Annotated in this window: 19 protein-coding genes; 14 read left to right on the plus strand and 5 right to left on the minus strand. The window is 38.5% G+C overall.

All coding sequences use genetic code 11. The annotated features are described in order from the left end of the window. Window positions 1–115: 115 nt before the first annotated feature. The 3 genes from C9J42_RS05450 to C9J42_RS05460 all read right to left on the minus strand — a co-directional run bounded on the left by C9J42_RS05450 (window position 116) and on the right by C9J42_RS05460 (window position 3,262). Window positions 116–1,999, minus strand: a complete 1,884-nt coding sequence (locus C9J42_RS05450) for a methyl-accepting chemotaxis protein (RefSeq protein ID WP_107246187.1) — start codon at window positions 1,997–1,999, stop codon at window positions 116–118. A gap of 401 nt (window positions 2,000–2,400) precedes the next feature. After that, a complete protein-coding gene (locus C9J42_RS05455; protein ID WP_107206680.1) occupies window positions 2,401–2,802 on the minus strand; it encodes a thiol-disulfide oxidoreductase DCC family protein in 402 nt (133 codons plus the stop codon). 16 nt (window positions 2,803–2,818) lie between these two features. Continuing rightward, window positions 2,819–3,262, minus strand: coding sequence for a DUF3429 domain-containing protein (locus C9J42_RS05460; protein WP_107246185.1), 444 nt, complete (start codon window positions 3,260–3,262; stop codon window positions 2,819–2,821). Between the two features lie 176 nt (window positions 3,263–3,438). Between C9J42_RS05460 and trmY the strand changes: the two genes are divergently transcribed. From trmY to C9J42_RS05495, 7 genes are all read left to right on the plus strand, one after another. Continuing rightward, window positions 3,439–4,035: a tRNA (pseudouridine(54)-N(1))-methyltransferase TrmY gene (gene trmY, locus C9J42_RS05465; RefSeq protein WP_107206678.1), complete on the plus strand. Its 597-nt coding sequence runs from the start codon at window positions 3,439–3,441 to the stop codon at window positions 4,033–4,035. 403 nt (window positions 4,036–4,438) lie between these two features. After that, on the plus strand, window positions 4,439–5,899 hold the full coding sequence (locus C9J42_RS05470; protein ID WP_107206677.1) for a peptide MFS transporter: 1,461 nt from the start codon (window positions 4,439–4,441) through the stop codon (window positions 5,897–5,899). A 155-nt stretch (window positions 5,900–6,054) separates the two neighbouring features. Then, window positions 6,055–7,386, plus strand: coding sequence for a DASH family cryptochrome (locus tag C9J42_RS05475; RefSeq protein WP_107206676.1), 1,332 nt, complete (start codon window positions 6,055–6,057; stop codon window positions 7,384–7,386). 2 nt (window positions 7,387–7,388) lie between these two features. Continuing rightward, the gene (locus C9J42_RS05480) at window positions 7,389–8,942 is read left to right on the plus strand and encodes a cryptochrome/photolyase family protein (RefSeq protein WP_199189216.1); all 1,554 of its coding nucleotides are present in this window, start codon (window positions 7,389–7,391) and stop codon (window positions 8,940–8,942) included. A 65-nt stretch (window positions 8,943–9,007) separates the two neighbouring features. Then, window positions 9,008–10,324, plus strand: a complete 1,317-nt coding sequence (locus C9J42_RS05485; RefSeq protein ID WP_107261880.1) for an AarF/ABC1/UbiB kinase family protein — start codon at window positions 9,008–9,010, stop codon at window positions 10,322–10,324. A 219-nt stretch (window positions 10,325–10,543) separates the two neighbouring features. Next, the gene (locus tag C9J42_RS05490) at window positions 10,544–11,533 is read left to right on the plus strand and encodes a patatin family protein (protein ID WP_107206673.1); all 990 of its coding nucleotides are present in this window, start codon (window positions 10,544–10,546) and stop codon (window positions 11,531–11,533) included. 78 nt (window positions 11,534–11,611) lie between these two features. Next, window positions 11,612–12,529 (plus strand): alpha/beta fold hydrolase, encoded by a 918-nt coding sequence (locus C9J42_RS05495; RefSeq protein ID WP_107301751.1) that lies wholly within the window; start codon window positions 11,612–11,614, stop codon window positions 12,527–12,529. Window positions 12,530–12,625: 96 nt separating this feature from the next. Here the strand turns inward: C9J42_RS05495 and C9J42_RS05500 are convergent, their stop codons facing one another. Next, entirely contained in the window at window positions 12,626–13,480 is an 855-nt protein-coding gene (locus tag C9J42_RS05500; RefSeq protein WP_107206671.1) for a hypothetical protein, read from the minus strand. 235 nt (window positions 13,481–13,715) lie between these two features. Next, window positions 13,716–14,654, minus strand: coding sequence for a Dyp-type peroxidase (locus C9J42_RS05505; RefSeq protein WP_107206670.1), 939 nt, complete (start codon window positions 14,652–14,654; stop codon window positions 13,716–13,718). A gap of 464 nt (window positions 14,655–15,118) precedes the next feature. Here C9J42_RS05505 and C9J42_RS05510 point away from each other — a divergent pair, with 464 nt between their 5' ends. The 7 genes from C9J42_RS05510 to C9J42_RS05540 all read left to right on the plus strand — a co-directional run bounded on the left by C9J42_RS05510 (window position 15,119) and on the right by C9J42_RS05540 (window position 22,119). Beyond that, window positions 15,119–15,316 carry a hypothetical protein gene (locus C9J42_RS05510; protein ID WP_107206669.1) on the plus strand — a complete coding sequence of 66 codons (198 nt, stop codon included), beginning with the start codon at window positions 15,119–15,121 and terminating at the stop codon, window positions 15,314–15,316. A gap of 291 nt (window positions 15,317–15,607) precedes the next feature. Beyond that, window positions 15,608–16,042 carry a thioredoxin TrxC gene (gene trxC / locus C9J42_RS05515; protein ID WP_107206668.1) on the plus strand — a complete coding sequence of 145 codons (435 nt, stop codon included), beginning with the start codon at window positions 15,608–15,610 and terminating at the stop codon, window positions 16,040–16,042. A gap of 491 nt (window positions 16,043–16,533) precedes the next feature. Then, window positions 16,534–17,799 carry a NupC/NupG family nucleoside CNT transporter gene (locus C9J42_RS05520; protein WP_107206667.1) on the plus strand — a complete coding sequence of 422 codons (1,266 nt, stop codon included), beginning with the start codon at window positions 16,534–16,536 and terminating at the stop codon, window positions 17,797–17,799. 252 nt (window positions 17,800–18,051) lie between these two features. Then, a complete protein-coding gene (locus C9J42_RS05525) occupies window positions 18,052–18,678 on the plus strand; it encodes a hypothetical protein (protein ID WP_107301752.1) in 627 nt (208 codons plus the stop codon). 232 nt (window positions 18,679–18,910) lie between these two features. Further along, complete coding sequence (secD, locus tag C9J42_RS05530) at window positions 18,911–20,725, plus strand: protein translocase subunit SecD (RefSeq protein ID WP_107206665.1); 1,815 nt, start codon at window positions 18,911–18,913, stop codon at window positions 20,723–20,725. A 4-nt stretch (window positions 20,726–20,729) separates the two neighbouring features. Then, the gene (secF, locus tag C9J42_RS05535) at window positions 20,730–21,632 is read left to right on the plus strand and encodes a protein translocase subunit SecF (protein WP_107206664.1); all 903 of its coding nucleotides are present in this window, start codon (window positions 20,730–20,732) and stop codon (window positions 21,630–21,632) included. A 166-nt stretch (window positions 21,633–21,798) separates the two neighbouring features. Beyond that, complete coding sequence (locus C9J42_RS05540; RefSeq protein ID WP_107206663.1) at window positions 21,799–22,119, plus strand: hypothetical protein; 321 nt, start codon at window positions 21,799–21,801, stop codon at window positions 22,117–22,119. Window positions 22,120–22,224 lie beyond the last annotated feature (105 nt).

The following is a 22,224-nucleotide window of genomic DNA, read 5'->3' on the forward strand; positions in this document are numbered from 1 at the left end:
CAAAGTGTGAAGAGAAATGGAAATATTGGCATAGTAGTTAGCGGTATATAGAACAAAAGCTAGCATGTTATATGCTAGCTTTTGTCGTTAGTTTTTCGTTGTTATAACGGTATGTTTAGAGTTTAAAGCGACTGATTTCTTGTTGTAGTTCATGAGATAAATTTGATAGCTCAGCTGCCTGTTTGGCGGCTTCATTGGCTTCTACAGCAAGTTCATTAGAAACATCACGAATTCCCTCTGTATTACGGGTGATCTCAGATGTTACGGAAGATTGCTCTTCAGCGGCGGAAGCAATTTGTGTTGCCATATCATTGATCGTGGTTACGGCAGTCGTAATTTGTGACAAGCTTACTGCTGCTGCATTGGCATCATCAACACTGGTTTCAGAGAGATGACGACTATCCTCCATGATATTCACAGCTTGACCTGTGGTTTTTTGTAGGGTCTCTATCATTTGTTGAATTTCTTGAGTTGATGCATGCGTCCGTTGGCTAAGTACACGTACCTCATCTGCAACAACAGCAAACCCTCGACCTTGCTCACCAGCTCGGGCTGCTTCAATCGCGGCATTTAATGCCAATAAGTTGGTTTGTTCAGCAATCCCTTGAATTGTAGATAGGATAGTTGTAATGCTTTGAGCATGGTGATTTAGCTCACTGATCACAGATGTTGCCGTATCCACTTCTTGCGCTAATGTGCTGATGGATTGTTGGCTTTGGTTGACCTGTGTTGCACCGTGATTAGAAGCGGTTACCGTTTGCTCTGATGTTCTTGCTGTGTTTTCTGCGTTGGCAGCAATCTCTTGTGTGGCGGCTGCCATTTCATTGATTGCTGTTGCGACCATATTAATTTCATCTTGCTGATGCTGAATACGAGTGCTGCGCTCTTCGGCTTGTGAAGCGGTTATATGAGATTGATGATTAAGTGATTCTGAAACATGACGTAATCGAGTCACCATTTGGTGCATGTTACCGACAAACTGGTTGAAATTTAGTGCAAGCTTACCCACTTCGTCTTGGCTTCTTGGTTCTAAACGTTGTGTTAAATCACCTTCACCATTTGCAATTTCAGCCAGTGCTTTAGATACACGGTTAAGATCGCGAAGAAGATAGTTTACTAACCACGCTACCGCCATAACCACGATCAAAGTGATCACAATAGCGGTGATGATTAACTCTGTTAATAGTGAATAGTAGCTGGCTTCTTCTGTCGATTTATCCATTTCAAGGCCAAATATCCAATCACTATTTGGGATATTTGCAAAGTAAAATAGCTTATCTACCCCTTTGATTGAGATCTGCTCTAAGCGGTTTGTATTGGCACTTTGTTCAATGTTACCCATGTTTAACTGATTGCTATAATTAGCAATCGGTTTCAATAACAGTGACTTATCAGAATGAGCAAGGAAAGTTCCATTCTTTTTATCGATTAACATAGCATGAGCATTATCACCAACGTTCAAACTGATCACATCGTTAATGAGTTGATCAATTAATACGTCGGCACCGATAACACCGGCAAGTGCGCCGCTATGTCGAATAGGCTCGGCAATCGTCACTAAAAGGGCGTTAGTAATAGCGTCTTGATAAGCGGTGGTGATCACTTGTTTATTGCTGTTAACGGCATCACCGTACCAAGGGCGAGTACGAGGATCGTAATCAGCACGGTTACGTTCTGGGTGTGAACGCAGCATTTGTCCTGCAACGGTGCCGTAGTAAATATCGTCAAAACCGCCAGCATCGCGTGCTTGTTGAAGGAAAGGCACAAGATCTGCTTTTTGATAGGGTTCTTTTACTGAAGAGGTAATACTGCGACGGATATTAATCCAATCTTCAATACCGCTGGTAGCTGTGGTTGCTACGCTTTGTACGCGATCTAAGATATTTTCATTTGTTTGTTGTTGTAAATTACTGGCAGCAAGCCAAGTTAATACTGTTGCCATAAGGACAACAGCAGACAAGCTCGCGCTGATCAGCTTTTGTTTCAGTGATAGTTGCATTGTTGTCTCAGAAAATGAGGTGTTAGAAAGTGCGGCGAGTGTAAATAGTGTTTTATATATATGCACGTAAATAAATACAAAAATTAGAGGTATCACTTAAAAGAATTAAAATTGTCATTTTTATGACTGTGTGTAGTCTGATTGATGGCGTTTTATTCTAAATGTTAGGCTTGTATTGATTTTAATTTTTTTGGGAATAATTGTTTTTTGTACTTAGTACAAGAACTAAAACTCTAGCGTATATTAATAAAGAGTTGCGGCTGAATATAGTCAACCGTGATGTTAAGTTATGCATGTCGTATTGGGCTCATTCCACTGATTTATCAAAAGATAAATAACCTAATAGAAAAGTAAGATCGTGATTGAGCATAGTGTTAAACATTTAGCTTAGCTGACGTCTATTAATCAATTGAACAGCTATTACAACGGGATTTTCCGGTTAATAAATAGGAAATATGATAACGGTTTCTGGCAAAAAATAAGTATGCTTTATCTGCAACGATACGTATCACAGGAAGCCTGAGTATCTTTAACCATTTCTTTTTACCAACCAGGTTCCATGCTTTATAAGTGACATCAAGACCAAGTAAAAGCTGTTGTTCTGCGCCTATTTGAGATGAGAGTAAACCGTGTAAAACAGTGCTGGCTTTTTCTTTTGATATATCAGGAAAGCGTTGGATAAAATCAGGCGCAAGAATATCTTCAAATTGTAATTTTTGATGTTTATTAAGTTGTCGAAGTTGTTTCATTTCAGCGACGCAAAGTGGGCAACTTCCATCATAAAAGATGATCATCTTTTCCATTTTTCATATTCCCTGGTTATGTGATTGCAAATACAACCGCATGTAATCCGCAAACAAAAGTAGTTAGACGATTACGTAATTGTTGATAATACTCATCTTGATGAGCGGAGTTAAATTTTATCTCGGCGATACGAATACAGATAAACCCCAGCATTAATGCAACAAGAGCCCAAGTGTAGTGATCTGTAGAATGTAATAGCGAAAACCAAGCGAGTAGCGCAAAAAAGTTACTCAAGAGTAAAGCAAACCGACTGGTTGAATTTTCCTTGTGATTCAGGCTGTTTCCCCACATAACACCAGAAAGAAAACTAAGAATAATGGCACTGTAACTGACGAAAATGAGCAAAGCGGAAGTGTTAAAAATACGTATCTCAAGGCTGATAGCGAGTGCACTTAGGGCAAAAGGAATAAGACCTAGATAGCCAAGTGTGTGGGAGGGTAATCGAGTGATAGTGTTCATATTACCTAGTCGTCATTGATTGATTAACTTAATACGCTTAAAAATAGGAATCTGATCAATGGGGGTTACATATTGATGAAAAGCGGGGATAATACTGCGCTCGCTGTAGGTATATGATTGGTATATACCTATGTGTAGCGATGCTGGTGTCACTTTCAACTTCTAGGATATTAACTATGCGTGCTTTCGTATTAAGAGCCCGTTCTGCACCCACCGACAGTAAAATGCTATTAGCATCTGTGGGTCAAGATGCTCACACTGAAATTTTGGCTCACGTTTTAATGAATGCTATTTTTGTGGCGCAGTCTCACCGCGAAGATATTATGGTGCATTTAGTGCTTGAAAGTACGCAAGACTTTTCTCGTACCATTAGCTTTAATTCAAATGATATTACTAATTTAACGGGTTTTCATGAGCAAGCATGGTTAGATAAGATTACTCATGCGCTTGATAAATCATTAGGCATGGGTAAAGAGCAATGTCGTAATGTAGAACCGGGGATCACAGTTCGTACGATCAGTTTTGAAAAGCTGATAGTTGAACTTGCTGAAGACTACCAATTATACATGTTAGATAAGAAAGGGGATTTTGTTCGCGATATTGAACTTGCTGCGAACCCTTGTTTCTTATTAACCGATCACATGCCAATGCCGAAGAAAAGTTATAATAGCTTAAAACGCTTAGGCGCACAGAAGATTAGCTTAGGTCCTAAGATGTTATTTGCTTCTCAATGCATCGTATTAATTCATAATGAGTTAGATTTAACGCTATAACGTGTTCTAACTGTTTCTTTTATTAAAGCCGTAGCAGCGATTGTTACGGCTTTTTTGTTACATTAATGTTGTGATTTTTGTTATATAGCTCTACTGAAGATTTTAGTTTAGTGACGTGTTTTTAACATAACCTTATGAATACTTAGTTTTTTTCAAAATTGATGCTTTGTTAGAACTAAAAATGGAATGATGTTTGTTTACTGCTTGTAAATGGAATAATCTATTTCTAGTGAAGCAATGATTAAATGTCTAAAACTATGAAAAGTAAGATACTAAATATGGGGTAAGAATATGCTTGAGCTTAGAGAAGTTCAGTGTATTTTCATTCTTAAATACCCTAGGTATAAACACACCCATAAGAATGACAACCGTTAGCTAAACGGGCCTTTTTACAGGAATCAATATGCAATTATCCTCTCAGCCTAAAGGGCTTTTTCACCTCATCGCAATACAAATGTGGGAATTTTTTAGCTACTACGGCATGCGTTCGCTATTAATTCTATTTTTAACCCAAAAACTCTTAATGTCAGATGAACATGCTTATGCTCTATATGGTGCATATACATCTTTAGTTTATGTGACACCCATTTTAGGGGGTTATTTAGCAGACCGTTATTTGGGTAATTACTGGGCTGTTGTTATTGGTGGCTCACTGATGGTTGCTGGCCACATTGTATTAAGTATTCCGAGTAACGATCATACGACCTTGTATTCTGCGTTAGCATTAATTATTTGTGGTTATGGCTTTTTTAAAACTAACTCAAGCTGTTTATTGGGTGAGTTATATAAAGGTCATGAAAGCGCACGTGAATCAGGATTTTCTATATCCTATATAGGCGGTAACATTGGTTCTGCTTTAGCGCCAATTTTCTGTGGGTATGCTGCAAGCCGTTGGGGATGGCATGTGGGCTTTGCTCTTGCAGGTATTGGTATGTTTATTGGCTTAATCATTTTTAGTACGGGCCGTAAAAACTTTGCCCATGTACAAAAAGCCAATAAAGCGGCGTTAACACAAAAAACAGCAGGTATTAGTCACTGGTTCTTAATCATTCTCGGTGTCGTTGCTGCCGCGATAGGTCTTGTATTTGTACTTAAAGATTTATTAGCCGGTTACATTCTTGCCGTGATCCTTGCATTTTCAGCACTACAAATGCTGCGTTTATACCGTAAGAGTGATGCTGAAGATCGCAAGAAACTTCACTCAATTATGTACTTTATGATTTTTGGTATGGTGTTTTGGGCATTTGATCAGCAAGGTGGCAGTTCAATCAGCTTATTCATCGAGCGTAATATTGATACTGATATTTTTGGTTACCATATTCCAACAGCTTTCTTCCAATCGGTGAATCCTGTAGCCGTTATTGTGGGTGGTGCTGCGGTGACATGGTTGTGGAAAGTATTATCGACACGTCAGATCTCTGTTCGTACATTAACTAAATTAAACATGGGTTTGTTTCTCTTAACTGCGGGCTTTAGTTTGATTACGTTGTCTTCTAAGTTAGCAATGGCAACAGGTCATACAACATTCCTATGGCTATTTATTGGTTTGTTTTTCATTGGTATTGCTGAGCTATTTATTGACCCTGTCGCGTTAGCTGCAATTACGCGTATGAATCCGCAAGGAGCAACAGGTACGGTTGCGGGTATTTACATGTTAATGGGTGGTTCGGTAGCAAACTATTTAGCAGCAAACATTGCTGAGTTAACATCAACCAATACACCAAAAGGTGATGCCATTGATTTAATTACTTCTGCTGCGCAATATCACCACGTATTCCAGTCTATTTTAATAGTGACGGTTGTGGTACTGGTGATGGGATTATTGGTGAATTTTAAAAACCGTAATCAGCCAGAATTTGATTAACGACTAATTACATTTTCAGCCAGTATTATTACCTTTCTTGTTAATAATACTGGCTTTTTTATTGCCTAAATTTCTTGACAGCAAGAATAAAAATCGATCGTTATGCCTATTCGTATCGTAAATGAAGAGTCGATAAAAAATAAGGCATATAATTTATGGCGGTAAAAGCTCTTTATTGGTTTACCAATGATCTACGTTTACACGATAACCCTATACTTCATCAAGCTTACGAGTATTGTGACAACTTGCTGTGTATTTATTTTATGGAGCCACAAAAGCAGCAATTTAATCGTTATCAACTTGTCTCGGTGGGAGCCATTCGCCATCGCTTCCTGCTGCAATCGCTACAAGCACTGCAATCTAATTTAGCCACATTGGGTCAGCGTTTATTAGTGATGCAAGCCGATCCTATGGTTTTTATGCCTAAATTAATAGAACAATACGGTATTAACCTTATCTATCGGAGTCGTCACTGCGGCTGGTATGAACAACAGCAATGGCATTACCTAAAACAATGTTACCCCCATTTTCAATTTGTAGAAGTTGATACGCATACGTTGTATTCACAAAATCAACTGCCGTTTCCTCTTTCAGATATGCCAAATAGATTTTCAAAATTTCGTAAACAGATAGAGCAAAGCGTCACTGTTTTTTCGTCCCTACCTGTGCCTGATTATTTACCGCCACAACCCAATGTATATTGTTCTGGATATTTAGATATTCGAAATGTTCCCATTTTAGATAATGATCAGGTGGAGTGGCATGGTGGTGAAAATGCAGCAATGATGCATTTACAGCAATACTTTTCTTCTCGTTTACCGTCTAGTTATAAAGAGACGCGTAATGCCATAGAGGGTTGGGATAACTCAACCAAATTTTCACCGTGGTTAGCGTGTGGTGCACTATCCGCCAAAATGATTATGGCTACCTTGCTAGATTATGAAAAATACAAAGAGAAAAATTCATCAACCTACTGGATCTTCTTTGAGTTGTTATGGCGTGAGTTTTTTCAATGGCATGCGCATGCTGTTGGGCGAGATCTGTATCGTTTCAGTGGCGTGCAAAATAAACGTTTATTAAGCAGTTTTTATCCAACTCGTTTTAAACAATGGTGTGAGGGCTCAACACCATATCCTATTGTTAATGCGTTTATGAAACAGTTAAACCAAACGGGCTATATGTCTAATCGTGGGCGCCAAATAGTTGCAAGTTGTTTGGTTAATGAGCTATCCGTTGATTGGCGCTACGGTGCAGCTTATTTTGAACAACAGCTGATTGATCATGATGTCGCGGCAAACTGGGGCAATTGGCAATATATTGCAGGGGTGGGAACAGACAGTCGTGAAAAACGTTGGTTTGACTTAGAAAAACAAACACGAATATTTGATCCTAATCAGCATTTTATTCGCCATTGGCGAGGGGATGAAAACCTTAACGCCTTAGACAGCGTAAATATTGATGATTGGCCAATGAGTGGTAGAGGATAATCATGCAATCGCGCTATACAACTCTTCGTTTTATTTTAGGCGATCAACTCAATGCGAGTCATCATTGGTATCAACAACCCAATGAACATGTGCTGTATGTTATTGCAGAGCTAAAGCAAGAAACCAACTATGTTACTCACCACCATCAAAAGATCTGTGCATTTTTTGCTGCGATGGAAAATTTCGCGATTGCGCTACAACAAGCAGGACATGAGGTTTTACATTTAACATTAGACGATACTCATACCTATCATGATTTACCTGATTTAATTATTTCACTTTGTCAGCAATATCATTGCCAAGCATTTGAATATCAACAACCAGACGAATACCGATTATCGCAACAGTTAGCAACATTAAAGATTCCTGATGTAACCGTTCAAGCATGTGATAGCGAGCATTTCTTACTGACATTGGCCGAACTTGAGCAGTATATAACACCAAACAAACATCACCGTATGGAGCATTTTTATCGCGCTATGCGGAAACGATTTGATGTATTAATGGTTGAAGGAAAGCCTCAAGGTGGTAAATGGAATTATGATGGCGCAAATCGAAATAAATTAAAGGCTGTTGATATTGAAGCGATTCCTCAACCGTTAATGTTTAGTAATGATGTTAGTGTTATTTCTAAACGACTCGAAAAACACGATATCAACACAATCGGTCAATCTTGTGAGCAGCTACTTTGGCCAACAAACCGTAAACAATCACTAGCGCTACTGAGTTATTTTTGCCGTGATTTATTGCCTTTTTTTGGACGCTTTCAAGATGCAATGACCACCAAAAGTGAGTCGGCATGGAGCTTATACCATTCTCGTTTATCTTTTGCTTTGAATGCGAAAATGTTGCATCCCATGCAAGTGATCCAAGCGGCTATTGATGCTTACTCTCAGCCAGATTCAAAAATTGATATTGCCCAAGTTGAAGGGTTTGTTCGCCAGATACTAGGCTGGCGTGAATTTATTCGTGCTATTTATTGGGTCAATATGCCCCATTACGGAAAAGAGAATACGCTAGAAGCTAGCGCTTCGTTACCTGATTTTTTCTGGGATGCAAAAACCAATATGCAGTGTATGCGTCATGCGATTAAACAGTCGCTTGATTATAGCTACGCTCATCATATTCAGCGTTTAATGGTCACGGGTAATTTTTGTTTATTAACGGGGATTGCGCCGAGTGAAGTCGAACAGTGGTATTTAGGTATTTATATTGATGCGGTTGAGTGGGTAGAAAAGCCCAACACGCTAGGTATGGCGCTGTTTGCCGATGGTGGTGTGGTTGCAACAAAGCCTTATGCTTCAAGTGGGGCATACATTAATAAAATGAGCGATTATTGCTCATCATGCCAGTATGAGGTTAAAAAGAAAACAGGGCTGAATGCTTGTCCATTTAATAGTTTATATTGGCGTTTTATGGATAAACATAGAGGGTTATTAGCAAACAATCCTCGTGTAGGTATGCTATTTAGTCATTGGGATAAATTAGATGATAATGAGCAATCTGTTATTGTAGAGCAAGCCGAGTATTATTTACGCCATATTAATTCACTATAAAGAAAAGGCGTGTTTAATCGCCAGTAATGACGTTGTTACACATCATCGTAAGATAAGGTTTAAGCATGAAAGATCCACATCAGTATTCAAAAGTGCCTAAAGGGCGATTATCACGACTATCGAAATTAGGCTCACTGGCGTCAAGAGTCGCAACGGGCATGGTTGCTGAAGGGGTGAAACAGTTAGCGTCAGGACATCGTCCCAAAGCCAGTGAGTTGCTCTTAACGCCGAAAAATGCTCAACGTGTGGCTGACCAATTAGCACAGTTACGCGGTGCTGCGATGAAAGTAGGTCAACTTTTATCGATGGATGCTGGTGATTTACTCCCGAAAGAATTAACTGAACTGCTATCTCGTTTGCAAGCTGATGCTAAACCTATGCCTATTAGCCAATTGAATCATGTGCTCATTGCTAACTGGGGGGAAGATTGGCAAGACAAATTTGCTCAGTTTTCGTTTTACCCTGTTGCTGCAGCATCAATAGGACAAGTTCATAGAGCAAAAACCAAAGACGGTCGAGATATTGCTTTAAAGATACAGTATCCAGGTATTGGAGAAAGTATTGATAGCGATGTACATAATGTTTCAACCTTACTAAATGTATCAGGATTGATCCCTAAGTCTATTGATGTGTCAGAGTTATTAGACGAGGCGAAAAAACAGTTACATGCCGAAGCTAATTATCAGAAAGAAGCACAATATCTTAAACAGTTTCGCCAGTTACTTTCTGATGATGCCCGCTTTTTGATCCCTGATATATACGATGATTTAACATGTGAAACGATCCTTGCGATGAGTTTTGTCGAAGGCATAGAAATAGAGCAACTGGCTAAGCAACCCCAAGCGGTACGTGATGAGGTGATGGCATTAGCCTTTACCTTATTGTTCAAAGAAGTGTTTGAATTTCGATTGGTGCAAACCGACCCGAATTTTGCTAACTATCGTTATAACCTCACAACGAATCAGTTTATCTTGCTTGATTTCGGCGCCACGCGTGAATATCCCGAGCACGTCTCTGAAGGCTATCGCCAATTGATGACTGGTGCGGTGAAAAATGATCGGGGATCTATGCTTAACGCGTTAAAACAAATAGGCTTTTTCCATCAGCACATTGAAGATGTCGCACAACAAGCAGTCGTGAATTTGTGTGTAGAAGCTTGTGAGCCATTAGCCTTTGATGGTGTGTATGATTTTGGTGTAACAGAGATGGGGAAACGCATTCGCGATGCCGGTAGTGCCTTGAGTATGAATAGTGGTTATTGGCATACACCGCCAGCAGATGCTATTTTTTTACACCGTAAATTGGGTGGTTTATATTTGTTGGCAGCCAAGCTTAAAGCAAGAGTGAATGTTCATGCGTTATTTAAGCCTTATATGAGGTAATGTTGAATAACGAGTTAAATATTCTCTGATAATATTAACTTGTATAATCACATAAAACCTAAAGTTCAAGCTGTTAATGTTTAGAAATTAGAGCGTATATTTTTACAATCAAATATTGATCGTTTTTTATTAGACATTAGACCCCTATTTGATAGTATGCCTTGCGATATTTGTATGATGAATATGCATCAAAGTATGCAGTAATCTTGAGAGAGTAACATGACAGGTAAGCATGTATCTTATGCGGTACAAAATTATGACGCATTGTCCCATAAGCCTCAGGACGTATCTAAGATAGCACTTGTCACGGAAGGTGGAGGCCAAAGAGGGATTTTCACCGCAGGGGTATTGGATTCATTTTTAGATCAGGATTTTAATCCGTTCTCACTAATGATTGGTACGTCTGCAGGATCGCTTAATTTAGCGTCTTATATCTGTGGTCAAAAGAAACATGCTTTTAAGGTGATCACAGAAGCAACAACGAATCACCATTTCTTTGACGTATATCGTTTTTTGTTTGGTCGTGAAGGGCTTGATCTTGATTGGTTAATGCAGCAAACCCAGACACGTTTTGAGCTTGATTGGCATCAAGGCCGACAGAATATGCGTAATCGAACTGTACTCGCATCAGCAAGTAATACGGTGAGTCATCAAGCGGCGTATTTTAATTTAAATACGGATAATTGGTCTTTGGCATTAAAAGCTTCATGCGCGATCCCTGTTTTAAATCGACAACCCATTTACTCACAAAATGAATATTGGGTTGATGGTGGCTTATCTGCCCCCATTCCTGTTCAAGAAGCTTATGAGCGCGGTTATCGTCATATTGTGGTGATCCGCACTGTGCCTATTGATACATCATTTGATCATTGTTGGATGAGTAATATTCGTCGTGCGTTAGGCCAATCAAAAGCCGCAGGTATGATTGAGATGTTGTTAGAGCACGAAGATAACTATAGAAAAACACAAGAGTTTCTTAGTAATCCACCTGATGATGTTACTATTTATGAGATTCATCCGCAAAAAGCACTAAAATCAAAAATGATTGGTAGTGATATGCCATCTTTAGAAGAAGATTATAGGCTTGGTTATCAATCAGGTAAGTATTTTTTAAACACTGTGGGTCGTTATATTGATATTGATGAACCTCATTGTAATGCATCCCATTTAGTGGGAGAAGAAGTCAGCGATTTATGTAAGTTTGTATAATAATTATAAGAAGTTGTCATGGTTAAACAAAATTGTGAGAGGGATTTTGTTACCAAGGAGTCGGTTTTTACACAATTAATGGCGAGTGAAGTCCATTATATGTGGCAGAAGAGGGAGCAAGGCGAATTTAAAGGTGTTGATGGAATACCGATCCGATGGATAAGTATTCGACATCCTCAAAATGAACGTTGTGTGGTCATTGTTAATGGGCGTAATGAGAGCTTCTGGAAATATCAGGAGTTATGTTATGAGTTATCTCGTAAAGGTTATGACGTGTATGCCTACGATCATCGCGGTCAAGGCGCATCAGGACGATTAACTAACGATAGTGAACTTGGACATGTGATTTGTTTTGATGATTATGTGTCAGATCTTCATTCATTTATTACAAATGTCGTTGGAAAACAAACATACAGACAACGGTTTTTATTAGCTCATTCAATGGGTGGTGCGGTAGCAACCTTATATTTAGAGCATTATCAGACTCATTTTAATGCCGTTGTTCTTAATGCACCTATGTTTGGTATCAATCTTCCTGTCCCCCTTAAATTAGTCGCATCTTCAATCGCTAAAATTATCGAGCATTATCAAACACAGCCGTCTTATGTGTTTGGATATAAGCCGTATCACGAAGCACCTTTTGAAAAAAATGATCAATGCCAAAGTCAAATACGTTACGTTTGGGCGAAGCATTTGTATCAGTGCCACCCAGAACTGCGTGTTGGTGGTCCTAGTGCACGATGGGTATGGCAAGCATTAGCTGCCGCGAAAAGCTGTATTCGGGATGTGGGACATATCCATACGCCCATTTTATTGTTGCAGGCAGGCGACGATACCGTTGTAGATAATAATTCTCATCATCTTTTTTACGCAAAATGTGCAGAGTGTGAAATGAAAGTGATCCCACATGCTCGACATGAATTGTTAATGGAAAAAGATTGCTTACGTAATCAGGCATTAGACGATACGTTAGACTTTTTTGAGACTTACAGTTAATGATTTTATGCTATTCATGCGTAAGATAAATAAAGAGCCCAGCATAACGATGAGATTATGCTGGGCTTTGTTATTTTTTAAAGAGAGTAATACTATTTACTGACAAATAAACCAAGAACGTGCATCTGCTTCAATTACCGCTTCTTTATACCAAGGTAGTGGATCAATTTCAGGTGCAATACGAATATCGCCTTTTAACTTTTCAGTCGCTAATACACTAACGCGGTTGTCATTTACACTTTGGATTTTACCTTTGTAGGTCACACCATAAGCTTCGTCTTTGGTCTTCTTATACATACACACAGTTTCACCTACGTGTGTCGCAATAAAGCCGGTTTCTTCAGTCCAAGGTTCTTGTTCCGGTGCTGGTGTTTCTTTCTCATTAAACAGTGCTGCTTGAGATTGGTTTGATGGGACAATTTTTCTATGTACAGAATAGGGTTGATAACCAAGAAGTTTAGCGCCATCAATCCAAGCGGCTTCATTGACGTCTTTATTTTCAATGACACGCATTGTAACAAATGGCCCTGTAGGACAAACATCAGCCCATAGATCTGTTGACGTAATTCGTGCTGAGAAAATAGGTGTTTCATCAGGCGTATTAGGGTGACTCACACACCAGGCATCAGTATCTTGGTTGATCATGGTGCCAGAGTTAGCTTTACATGTTTTTTTTGCTAATTGATAAAACTGATCAATATCTTGTTTCGCTTGTTCGGCACTTGCAGAGCAGTAACGATAACTTAGAGAGAAGGTTTCTTTAGGGTAAAACATACCTTTATCAACAACTGTACCTTGGCTACGTGTTGCATCAGAAGTCATAAATTGGCTAGCTATCGTTTTGAAACTTTTTTCAACTTTTGGAGCTGGCGGCGGTGGTGTTGATGAACAACCCGCAACGGTAGCAATAAGACTTGCTAGTGATACTCGGGTTAAAAGGGTTTTGCGCATTCTTGCCCCCAGAAATACTCTTCGTATATATAAATAAAAAGATAGAATTAATTATTAAGTGTATAGGGGACAACAGAACGTGTGAGGAATCAAGAAAATATTCTGTAAAATAAAATGTATTTGTTATTTTTCAATTGGTTAAGTTAAAAATAAATTACATTTTTATTTCTTTATGATTTTTAATAAAAAAATGCCCACAAATTTTCATTTGTAGGCACATTGCTGAGGCGATAGATTAACCGGCGAAAGTATTCATTAGTGTTTGTGAAGGTACAAAGTAGTGAGTACCTGTTTTTGCTTCCACAAAATCCAGTAAGCGATCGTAGTTACCATTTTCATCAGCATAAATCATTTGCTTCAATGAGATATCTAGAATTTCAGGTGAGGCGGCAAACCCGACAAACATAGTGCCATGTTCCATAGCATTACCAAATGGACGGTTCTGACGTAGCATTTTAATTTCTTGGTCATCAATAATAACTTTACTCTTATTATTGTGCGCCCAAGCGGGTTTTTGATCATCATCAAGTTCAATATCATCAAGCTTGGTACGACCAATAACTTGCTCTTGGTATTCTGTGGTTTGTTTATCCCATAAGCCTTGACGATCTACATAGCGTTGTACGGTTAAGTAAGTCCCGCCTTGATGGATATCACGGTCATTATCAACTAATACGGCATTAAAACGAGCTTCATTTTTTGGGTTTTCAGTTCCATCAACAAAGTCGATCATGTCGCGGTTGTCTAGATATTTAAAGCCTTGAATATCTTCAATTAAATTAGCGACAGGTTGAAGCGCTGCGGCAATGTATTTCGCAGCTTGAAAATTAATATCCATACGTTCAGATTTTATCATGATGAAAATATCTCCCGGTGTACTTGGGAAACTACGTTCGCCGTCAGTCATAGCAATGAAATCATGCAATAAAGATGGCGCTTGAACATCAGGAAAAACGGTAGGCCAACCTTTATTTGAAATACCAATGGTTAAAGAAAGGTTAGCTGAAGGATCTTTTTGCGCGATGGATTTTTCAATAATTTGAATTTTGGCAAAGATTTTTGTTACGTCATCATTTTCAATATTTTCTTTGAAAATAAAGGTGAGGTATTCAGCGAAAGTATTAGGGTTAGAAATAGCACCAGGTTGTGCAAGTTCAGATAATTGAGTATTCATAATAAAAACCTTTAAATTTTTTTATTACGCTACGCTTTTTATACTCATAACTATAGTATGAATAATGTAATGTTAAATTACTAAATGTGAGTGTGTAAAGTGCGACATAACATACTGACAGAAAACAGTTATTTTTTCTATCATAAGCTTAAATCAAAAATGTTGACGCATTTTATTGATAAATAGATATACACAAAATGTTGTTATATTCATGCCTTATTAATTAAAGCTTATATATAAATAGCTTGGGTCAAATATGTCTAAATATTAAACGTTTTTTATTTGCCAAGAACTTCTATTACTACGCTTGTTATTCGTTATTGACTAGTCATTTTCAGTTGTTTTTGTAATTTTATTACATGAACATCGATTTGATCACAAAGTTAAATTTATCAGCTTAACTCCTCTAATTACCTCTGATACTAAGTAAATCATAATGACACAGGTTACTTTAGGAGGTTGTTGTGTCTATTAACTCTATCGATTTTTCAGAAATTTCTTCCGTATCATCTAAGTGGGATCACAAGGATGAGTCGGCAACCAATATTGCTGAGAGTAAAAAACAACAAGCGGCAGCAAGACGACGTATAGAGCTTCTCCGTGATATTCAAGCGAGCGGGCTTACCATTGCCGAAGCCCGTGAGTTAGGGTTATTACATTAATTACCAGTTAAGTTATTAACGCTAATCGTATTGTGACATTGTCACTGTAGTTGTGGGAGTTCCAGAATAAGCAGTGTAATCATAATTAACTAATAATAAGTGACACTGAATGGGATGCGATGTTTGCATCCCATTTGTATGCGTTCGATATAATAGTTTTTTATCAATCTTTTTTGCGACATTCGGCTTTTGATAGTTTTAGGCTATTGCTCTAATAAGTTGAATCATATTGCTTTTTTATCTGTAAGCGTTACAGTAAATACAGATAAAGTTTAAAGATGGATGATAACAATGACTACAATCACAACACGCTGTCCACACTGTAAAGCACTGAACCGTTTACCTTCTGAGCGCGTAAATGATGAAGCAAGCTGCGGCTCATGTAAGGAAAAATTATTCGACGGCATGCCAATTGAAGGTACTAGCGATAATTTCTCTACACTATTAGAAAGTGATAAGCCTGTCGTTGTTGATTTCTGGGCACCGTGGTGTAATCCATGCGTAGGATTTGCTCCTGTATTTTCAGACGTATCTCAAGAGCGTGATGGCCAAATACGTTGTGTGAAGATTGATACTGAAGCACAACAAGCACTCGCTGCTCAATATCGTATCCGTAGTATTCCAACAATCATGGTGTTTAAAGAAGGCAAGATGGTTGATATGCTAAATGGCGCAATGCCGAAATCGCATTTCGACCAATGGCTAAATGAAGCACTTACAAAGTAAACATTGCTCACTAATAATATATTCCCAAAAGCCGAACATTTATCGTGTTCGGCTTTTTTGTTATCAATTGAGTGCGCTGTACGATAAATCAACAGTTATGCGTTAAAGGATTTATATAAGGTATTATTTGCTTATATAGTATTCACTTGGCCTTGAAGTATGCTAATTATGAAAAATGATATTGTTATTGTGAGCAAGATCTCTATATACTCTCGCCTCGGTCAGAACAGTTAAGTTCAGCCACCTTATTTTACAAGCTGTCACCAGGGATAAGTGAACGACCCACGGAGTTGGACCGGCGTTATTTGTAGCTTGTTAATTTAGGTGACTCGTATGTTGTATTATTGGGCGAACACATTCATATTTTTAGCGTTGTATTACGTTAATCCTACCTTTTTTACTTTTTCCCCAAAAGTAATTGTTACTCAATGGCAGCAAACAGCAATACCTTCATTATTCGACACCCATTTAAAAAACAGCAGGACGAAATAATGCAGTTGTTAATTACATTAGCTGGTATCGTAGTACTGGTTCTATGCGCAGTGGCGCTTTCTGATAATAGAAAGGCGATCAATTGGAGAACCGTTGGCGGTGCTTTATTCTTACAAGCGAGCTTTGCCGCTCTTGTACTATATGTGCCCATTGGTCAGAAGATGCTAGGTGCAATGAGTGACGGTGTAGCTGGTCTTCTTAGTTTCGCTGATGTTGGTATCAATTTCGTCTTCGGTGATTTAGCTAATATCCAAAAAAGCGGTTTTGTTTTTGCTATTCGTGTTCTTCCTCTTGTTATATTCATCAGTGCTTTAATTTCTCTCCTTTATTACTTCGGTATTATGCAATGGGTAATTAAAGTTTTAGGTGGTGGTATCCAAAAACTATTAGGCACCAGTCGCGCAGAGTCTTTGGTTGCGACAGGTAATATCTTCCTTTCTCAAGGTGAGTCTCCTCTTCTTATTCGTCCATTCCTTGCAAAAATGACACGCTCTGAACTTTTCGTGGTAATGACCTGTGGTATGGCGTCAGTTGCGGGTTCTGTATTAGGTGGCTATGCAGGATTAGGTGTTGAACTTAAGTATCTGATTGCAGCAAGTTTTATGGCGGCACCCGGTGGTTTACTAATGGCTAAAATTCTTGTACCAGAACAAGAAACGCCAATGGAACAAACTGAGGTCGAAATGGCAAAAAGTGAGCACAGTAATGCTATTGATGCATTAGCTGCTGGTGCAATGAACGGTATGAAAGTAGCTGTTGCGATTGGTACTATGCTTATTGCTTTTGTTAGTGTGATCGCAATGGCGAATGCTGGCCTTGAAGGGGTAGGGCATTGGTTAGCAAGCATTACGGCAACGATTGGTCTTGATTCGGTATCGCATTGGTTTGCTACAACGCCACTAACTATGCAAGCTATTTTAGGATATATTTTCTCGCCACTCGCTTTTGTTATCGGTGTACCGGCGACAGAAATGATGAAAGCAGGTACTTTTATTGGTGAGAAGCTAATTCTAAATGAATTTGTTGCCTTTATGGACTTCGCAGCGGTTAAACAAACGTTATCTGAACATACCCAAGTGATCATCACTTTTGCATTATGTGGTTTTGCGAATATTGGTTCTATTGCTATTCAAATTGGTTCAATTGGTGTTATGGCACCTGAGCGTCGTGGTGATGTTGCAAAATTAGGTATTAAAGCCGTTTTAGCGGCAACATTAGCTAACTTAATGAGTGCGGCGCTTGCTGGTATTTTTATCGGATTATAAGCGTTATTAACAGCATAAAAATTTATAACCGTAGAGTTTGCTTTGCGGTTTTTTAATACGTGCTTTTCAATAAATATCCATATCTTATTGTTATTTAATACTTATTAGTATCAGTAACAAAGAAGGAAACTATTTGGTTTTAGCGCTAGAAATTAAAATATAACAAGATTTTGTGAATAATTTCCTTGTCACCATGAGTATCGACGCTTATCATTGCAATGACCTTATTTTTGTTCACTATTTTTAGGTATTATGTTTCTGACCTTTGTTCGTTTTTTGATATTAAGTATTTGCTTAGGGGCTGCGTCATTAGCTTCGGCATCTACACATATCAACGAAAATGTTCAACAGTATGTCGCGCATAATACAGTTAATCAATGCAATGAAATGGTTGTGCAATCGCACTCTGTCAATCTTAATGCGGATGTTGCACCACTTAATTGTAATAAAAATCAAATAGTTAAACATTCTTCTGGTAATGAGCACCAATTAATACAAAGCAATAACAGTATTGGTTTACCTGTTTCTGTTAATAATTCAAAATTTGTCTGGAATTTCCCAATTTCTAAGCCAAATAAAAGCAGTGATAAGAATAAGCAACATCGTATTGAATTTAGCGATTACAATATTGCTTTAGGGACATCGAGCCGTTTATTAAATGCGCTTCATCTTAACCCTGAAGAAGTCTCGCCTGAATATCGATTAGCATTTGAGCTTCCTATCCTTGTTGCTGTACCACTTACCCTCGGTTATCAAGAGCCTCTGTCACCAACGGTTGAGTGGATACTCAAAATTAAATCATCTTCATCACGTATTTCAGGTTGGAAAGATACAAATCTGATCTACTCTCAATATGGCGAACAACTACAAGTTGTCTAAAATATTATTTATTAGTTGAAAATTACGATTCAGCTAATAGTAATAGCCTTTCAAAATATATTAATAATTGTCTGATTATTAAGTTCTATTTATCGTATCTGTAATTATATTGATCCTTTAAAAGTGGTCATATTTATGAGTATCTTTAACAAACTCTTGTGATAAAGGTATAATTATAGGTGTTCTATCGACTGCGACAGGCTGTCTGTTGCAAGGTACATGGCTAAATATAATGAGAAAAAAGAATACTAAACAGATTCTGAATCATTACGCAGCATGGAAATATGTTGTGTTAATTGTGACAGTTTTAATAATGTTATTAAGCGCTATTCCAACGTGGTATGGCGACAATGAAGCTGTACAAATCAGCAATAAAGGCGGTCCAATGCCGACACCTTTTGAAATTCAAAAGGTGTTAAAAGAACATGATATTGTACCGCTAAAAATTGAACAAAAGCCTGATAAAACAATTGTTGTATTAGATAACACTAAACAGCAAACGGATACTAAAGCGGCGTTAGATACACTGTTGAAAAGTGAAAAACGTTTAACGTTAGCATTAGAACCAGCAGCTCCAATGTGGCTACAAGACATGGGCTTTGAACCAATTAAGCTAGGTCTTGACCTTCGCGGTGGTGTTCAATTTCTTTTAGATGTTGATGTTAAGCAAGTTTACAAAAACCATGCTCAGCAATTAATGGATGACTTACGCGTTAATTTCCGTAAGGAAGATATTCGTGGCGGTCGTGCTGAATTAAAAGGTATGGATGAAGTTATTGTTCGTTTGCCTAGTGAGGCGGCAAATAATAAGGTTCGCCAGTTTATTCGGGAACAGTACCCACAATGGCAAGCTACCAATGGTTCTGCTGATAATCTTCTTCTTACAATTAGTGAGAAAGAGAAAACAGATTTGCGTAACCTAACCGTTCAGCAGAACTTACAAACAATGCGTAGTCGTATTGAAGAGCTTGGTATCACGGAAGCATCTGTTCAGCGTCAAGGTGAAAACCGTATTCGTATTGAACTTCCTGGTGTTCAAGATCCAGCGGCAGCGAAAAATGTTATCGGTGCAACAGCAAGCCTTGCTTTCTATGCTGTGAAAGAAGAAGGCACAGGTAGCACAATGATTCTACCTGATAAGAATGGTAATCCTATTCGTGTTAGCCGTAAGCCTGTACTTACAGGTGATCACATTGTTGATGCGCGTGCAAGTTTCGGTGAAAACGGTACGCCTGAAGTAAATATTACGCTGGACAGTGCTGGCGGTAAGATCATGTCTGATTTCTCACGTATGAATGTGGGTAAACCAATGGCGACGTCTTACAGTGAATATAGCCGTAATGCCCAAGGTCAGACGGTACAAACTAATAAGATCATCAGTGTTGCAACGATTCAAACACAATTAGGTAGTCGCTTCCGTATTACGGGGGCTGGTTCACTAGAAGATGCACAGCAACTTGCTTTACTTCTACGTGCAGGTTCGCTTACTGCGCCTGTAACAATTGTTGAAGAGCGTACTATTGGTCCAACATTGGGTGCTGAAAACATCAAAAATGGTTTCGCTGCACTTGCTCTAGGTATGGGGGTAACACTGCTATTTATGGCTGTGTGGTACCGTCGTCTTGGTTGGGTTGCTAACATTGCACTTATTACAAATATGATCATGCTATTTGGTCTATTGGCGTTGATTCCAGGTGCGGTATTAACTTTACCTGGTATCGCTGGTTTAGTGTTAACCGTCGGTATGGCGGTAGATACCAACGTACTTATATTTGAACGTATTCGCGATATGATCCGTGATGGTCGAAGCATGGCTCAAGCTATTGACCGTGGTTTTAGCAGTGCATTTGGTACTATTTTCGATGCTAACTTCACAACAATGATCACAGCTGTTGTGCTTTACTCTATTGGTAATGGTCCAATTCAAGGCTTCGCATTGACGTTAGGTCTTGGTCTATTAACAAGTATGTTTACTGGTATTTTCGCTTCTCGAGCCATTATTAACTTGGTTTGGGGTCGTGATTCGCGTCGAAATGTAAGGGTTTAACGCAATGAAAAATTGGATTATTAAAAACTTAACCAAATTGCGTTACATGACAGGTATTGTCTCTATCGCCTTAATGGTTATCTCTATTACTTTTATTTGTGTAAGAGGTCTTAACTGGGGTTTAGATTTTACTGGCGGTGTTGTTAGTGAAATTCAAATGGACAGCCAAATCACAAACAGTGAAATTGAGCCATTAATGGATGCAGGCTTTAATCAAGATGTTGTTGTTATTGCTGCAGATGAACCGGGCCGTTGGATTTTACGTTATGCAGCGCCAGCTAAAGGTGTTGACTATCCAGAAATTACAAAAGTTCTTGCGCCGCTCCATGCCAATATACAGGTGTTAAATACCAGTATTGTTGGTCCCCAAGTTGGTGCTGAGTTGGCCGAGCAAGGTGGTTTAGCGCTATTAGTAACAATGCTATGTATTTTAGGTTATCTAAGTTACCGTTTTGAATGGCGTCTTGCTGCAGGTGCATTACTAGCGTTATTACACGACGTTATTCTTGCTGTTGGTTTCTTTGCTATGACGCAAATGGAATTTAATTTAACAGTACTTGCTGCGATCCTAGCGATCCTAGGTTACTCGCTAAATGACTCAATTGTTATTGCTGACCGCATTCGTGAATTATTGATTGCGAAACCTAAGCAAGATATTGAAACGACAAACAATGAAGCGATTGTTGCAACGTTCTCTCGTACTATGGTGACATCTGGTACCACATTGATGACTATAAGCTCACTATGGTTATTAGGCGGTTCGTCACTACAAGGATTTTCTATTGCGATGTTTATCGGTATCTTAACGGGTACTTGGTCTTCAATCTCTGTCGGTACATTATTACCAGAGTATTTAGGCTTAAAACCTGAACATTACCAACCGAAACCAATAGCTGAAGAGCCTTAATCGGAAAATGTAGAGTTGTAAAGCTGTCCTTAAGCGAGTCTTAAGGGCAGCTTTTTTTTGCGTTAAATGTGATGTGACATGTGAAAATACCAACAATCGATTAACAATTTATTGGATAGTGAGCCAAACTTGATTTGCTGAAGTATTATTTAACAGGAGACGTTCAATGAAAAATAATATCACTGTAGTATTTGTCGCACTTATGATGCTCGGTTGTACTCATACTGCTAATAACGGAGTACGTTTCTTACCTGAACAGTATGTCAGTAATGTTCAACACGATAGCATTTATTATTATGGTTATAACCAAGGTTGCAAGTCTGTATTGGCTCAGAGAGGTCATTCGAATGCTGGTTTTAAGAAAGACTCGACATTAGATGGTTCAGACTCTCGCTTTAATATGGGATGGGATGATGGGATGCAAGCGTGTGCTACGGGAGAAATGAAAGTTATTGATGATATTAATGCTAAGAATTTATCTATTTAAAGTTGTAAATGCTGAAAATTCTAATTAATGGATAAGATGAGACCAATCTCAAATAACGCAATAAATAATTTGGTAAAAGAATATAGATGTAATAATCTTCTTACA

The organism is Photobacterium sp. GB-56, from assembly GCF_003026105.1.
Taxonomy (GTDB): domain Bacteria; phylum Pseudomonadota; class Gammaproteobacteria; order Enterobacterales; family Vibrionaceae; genus Photobacterium.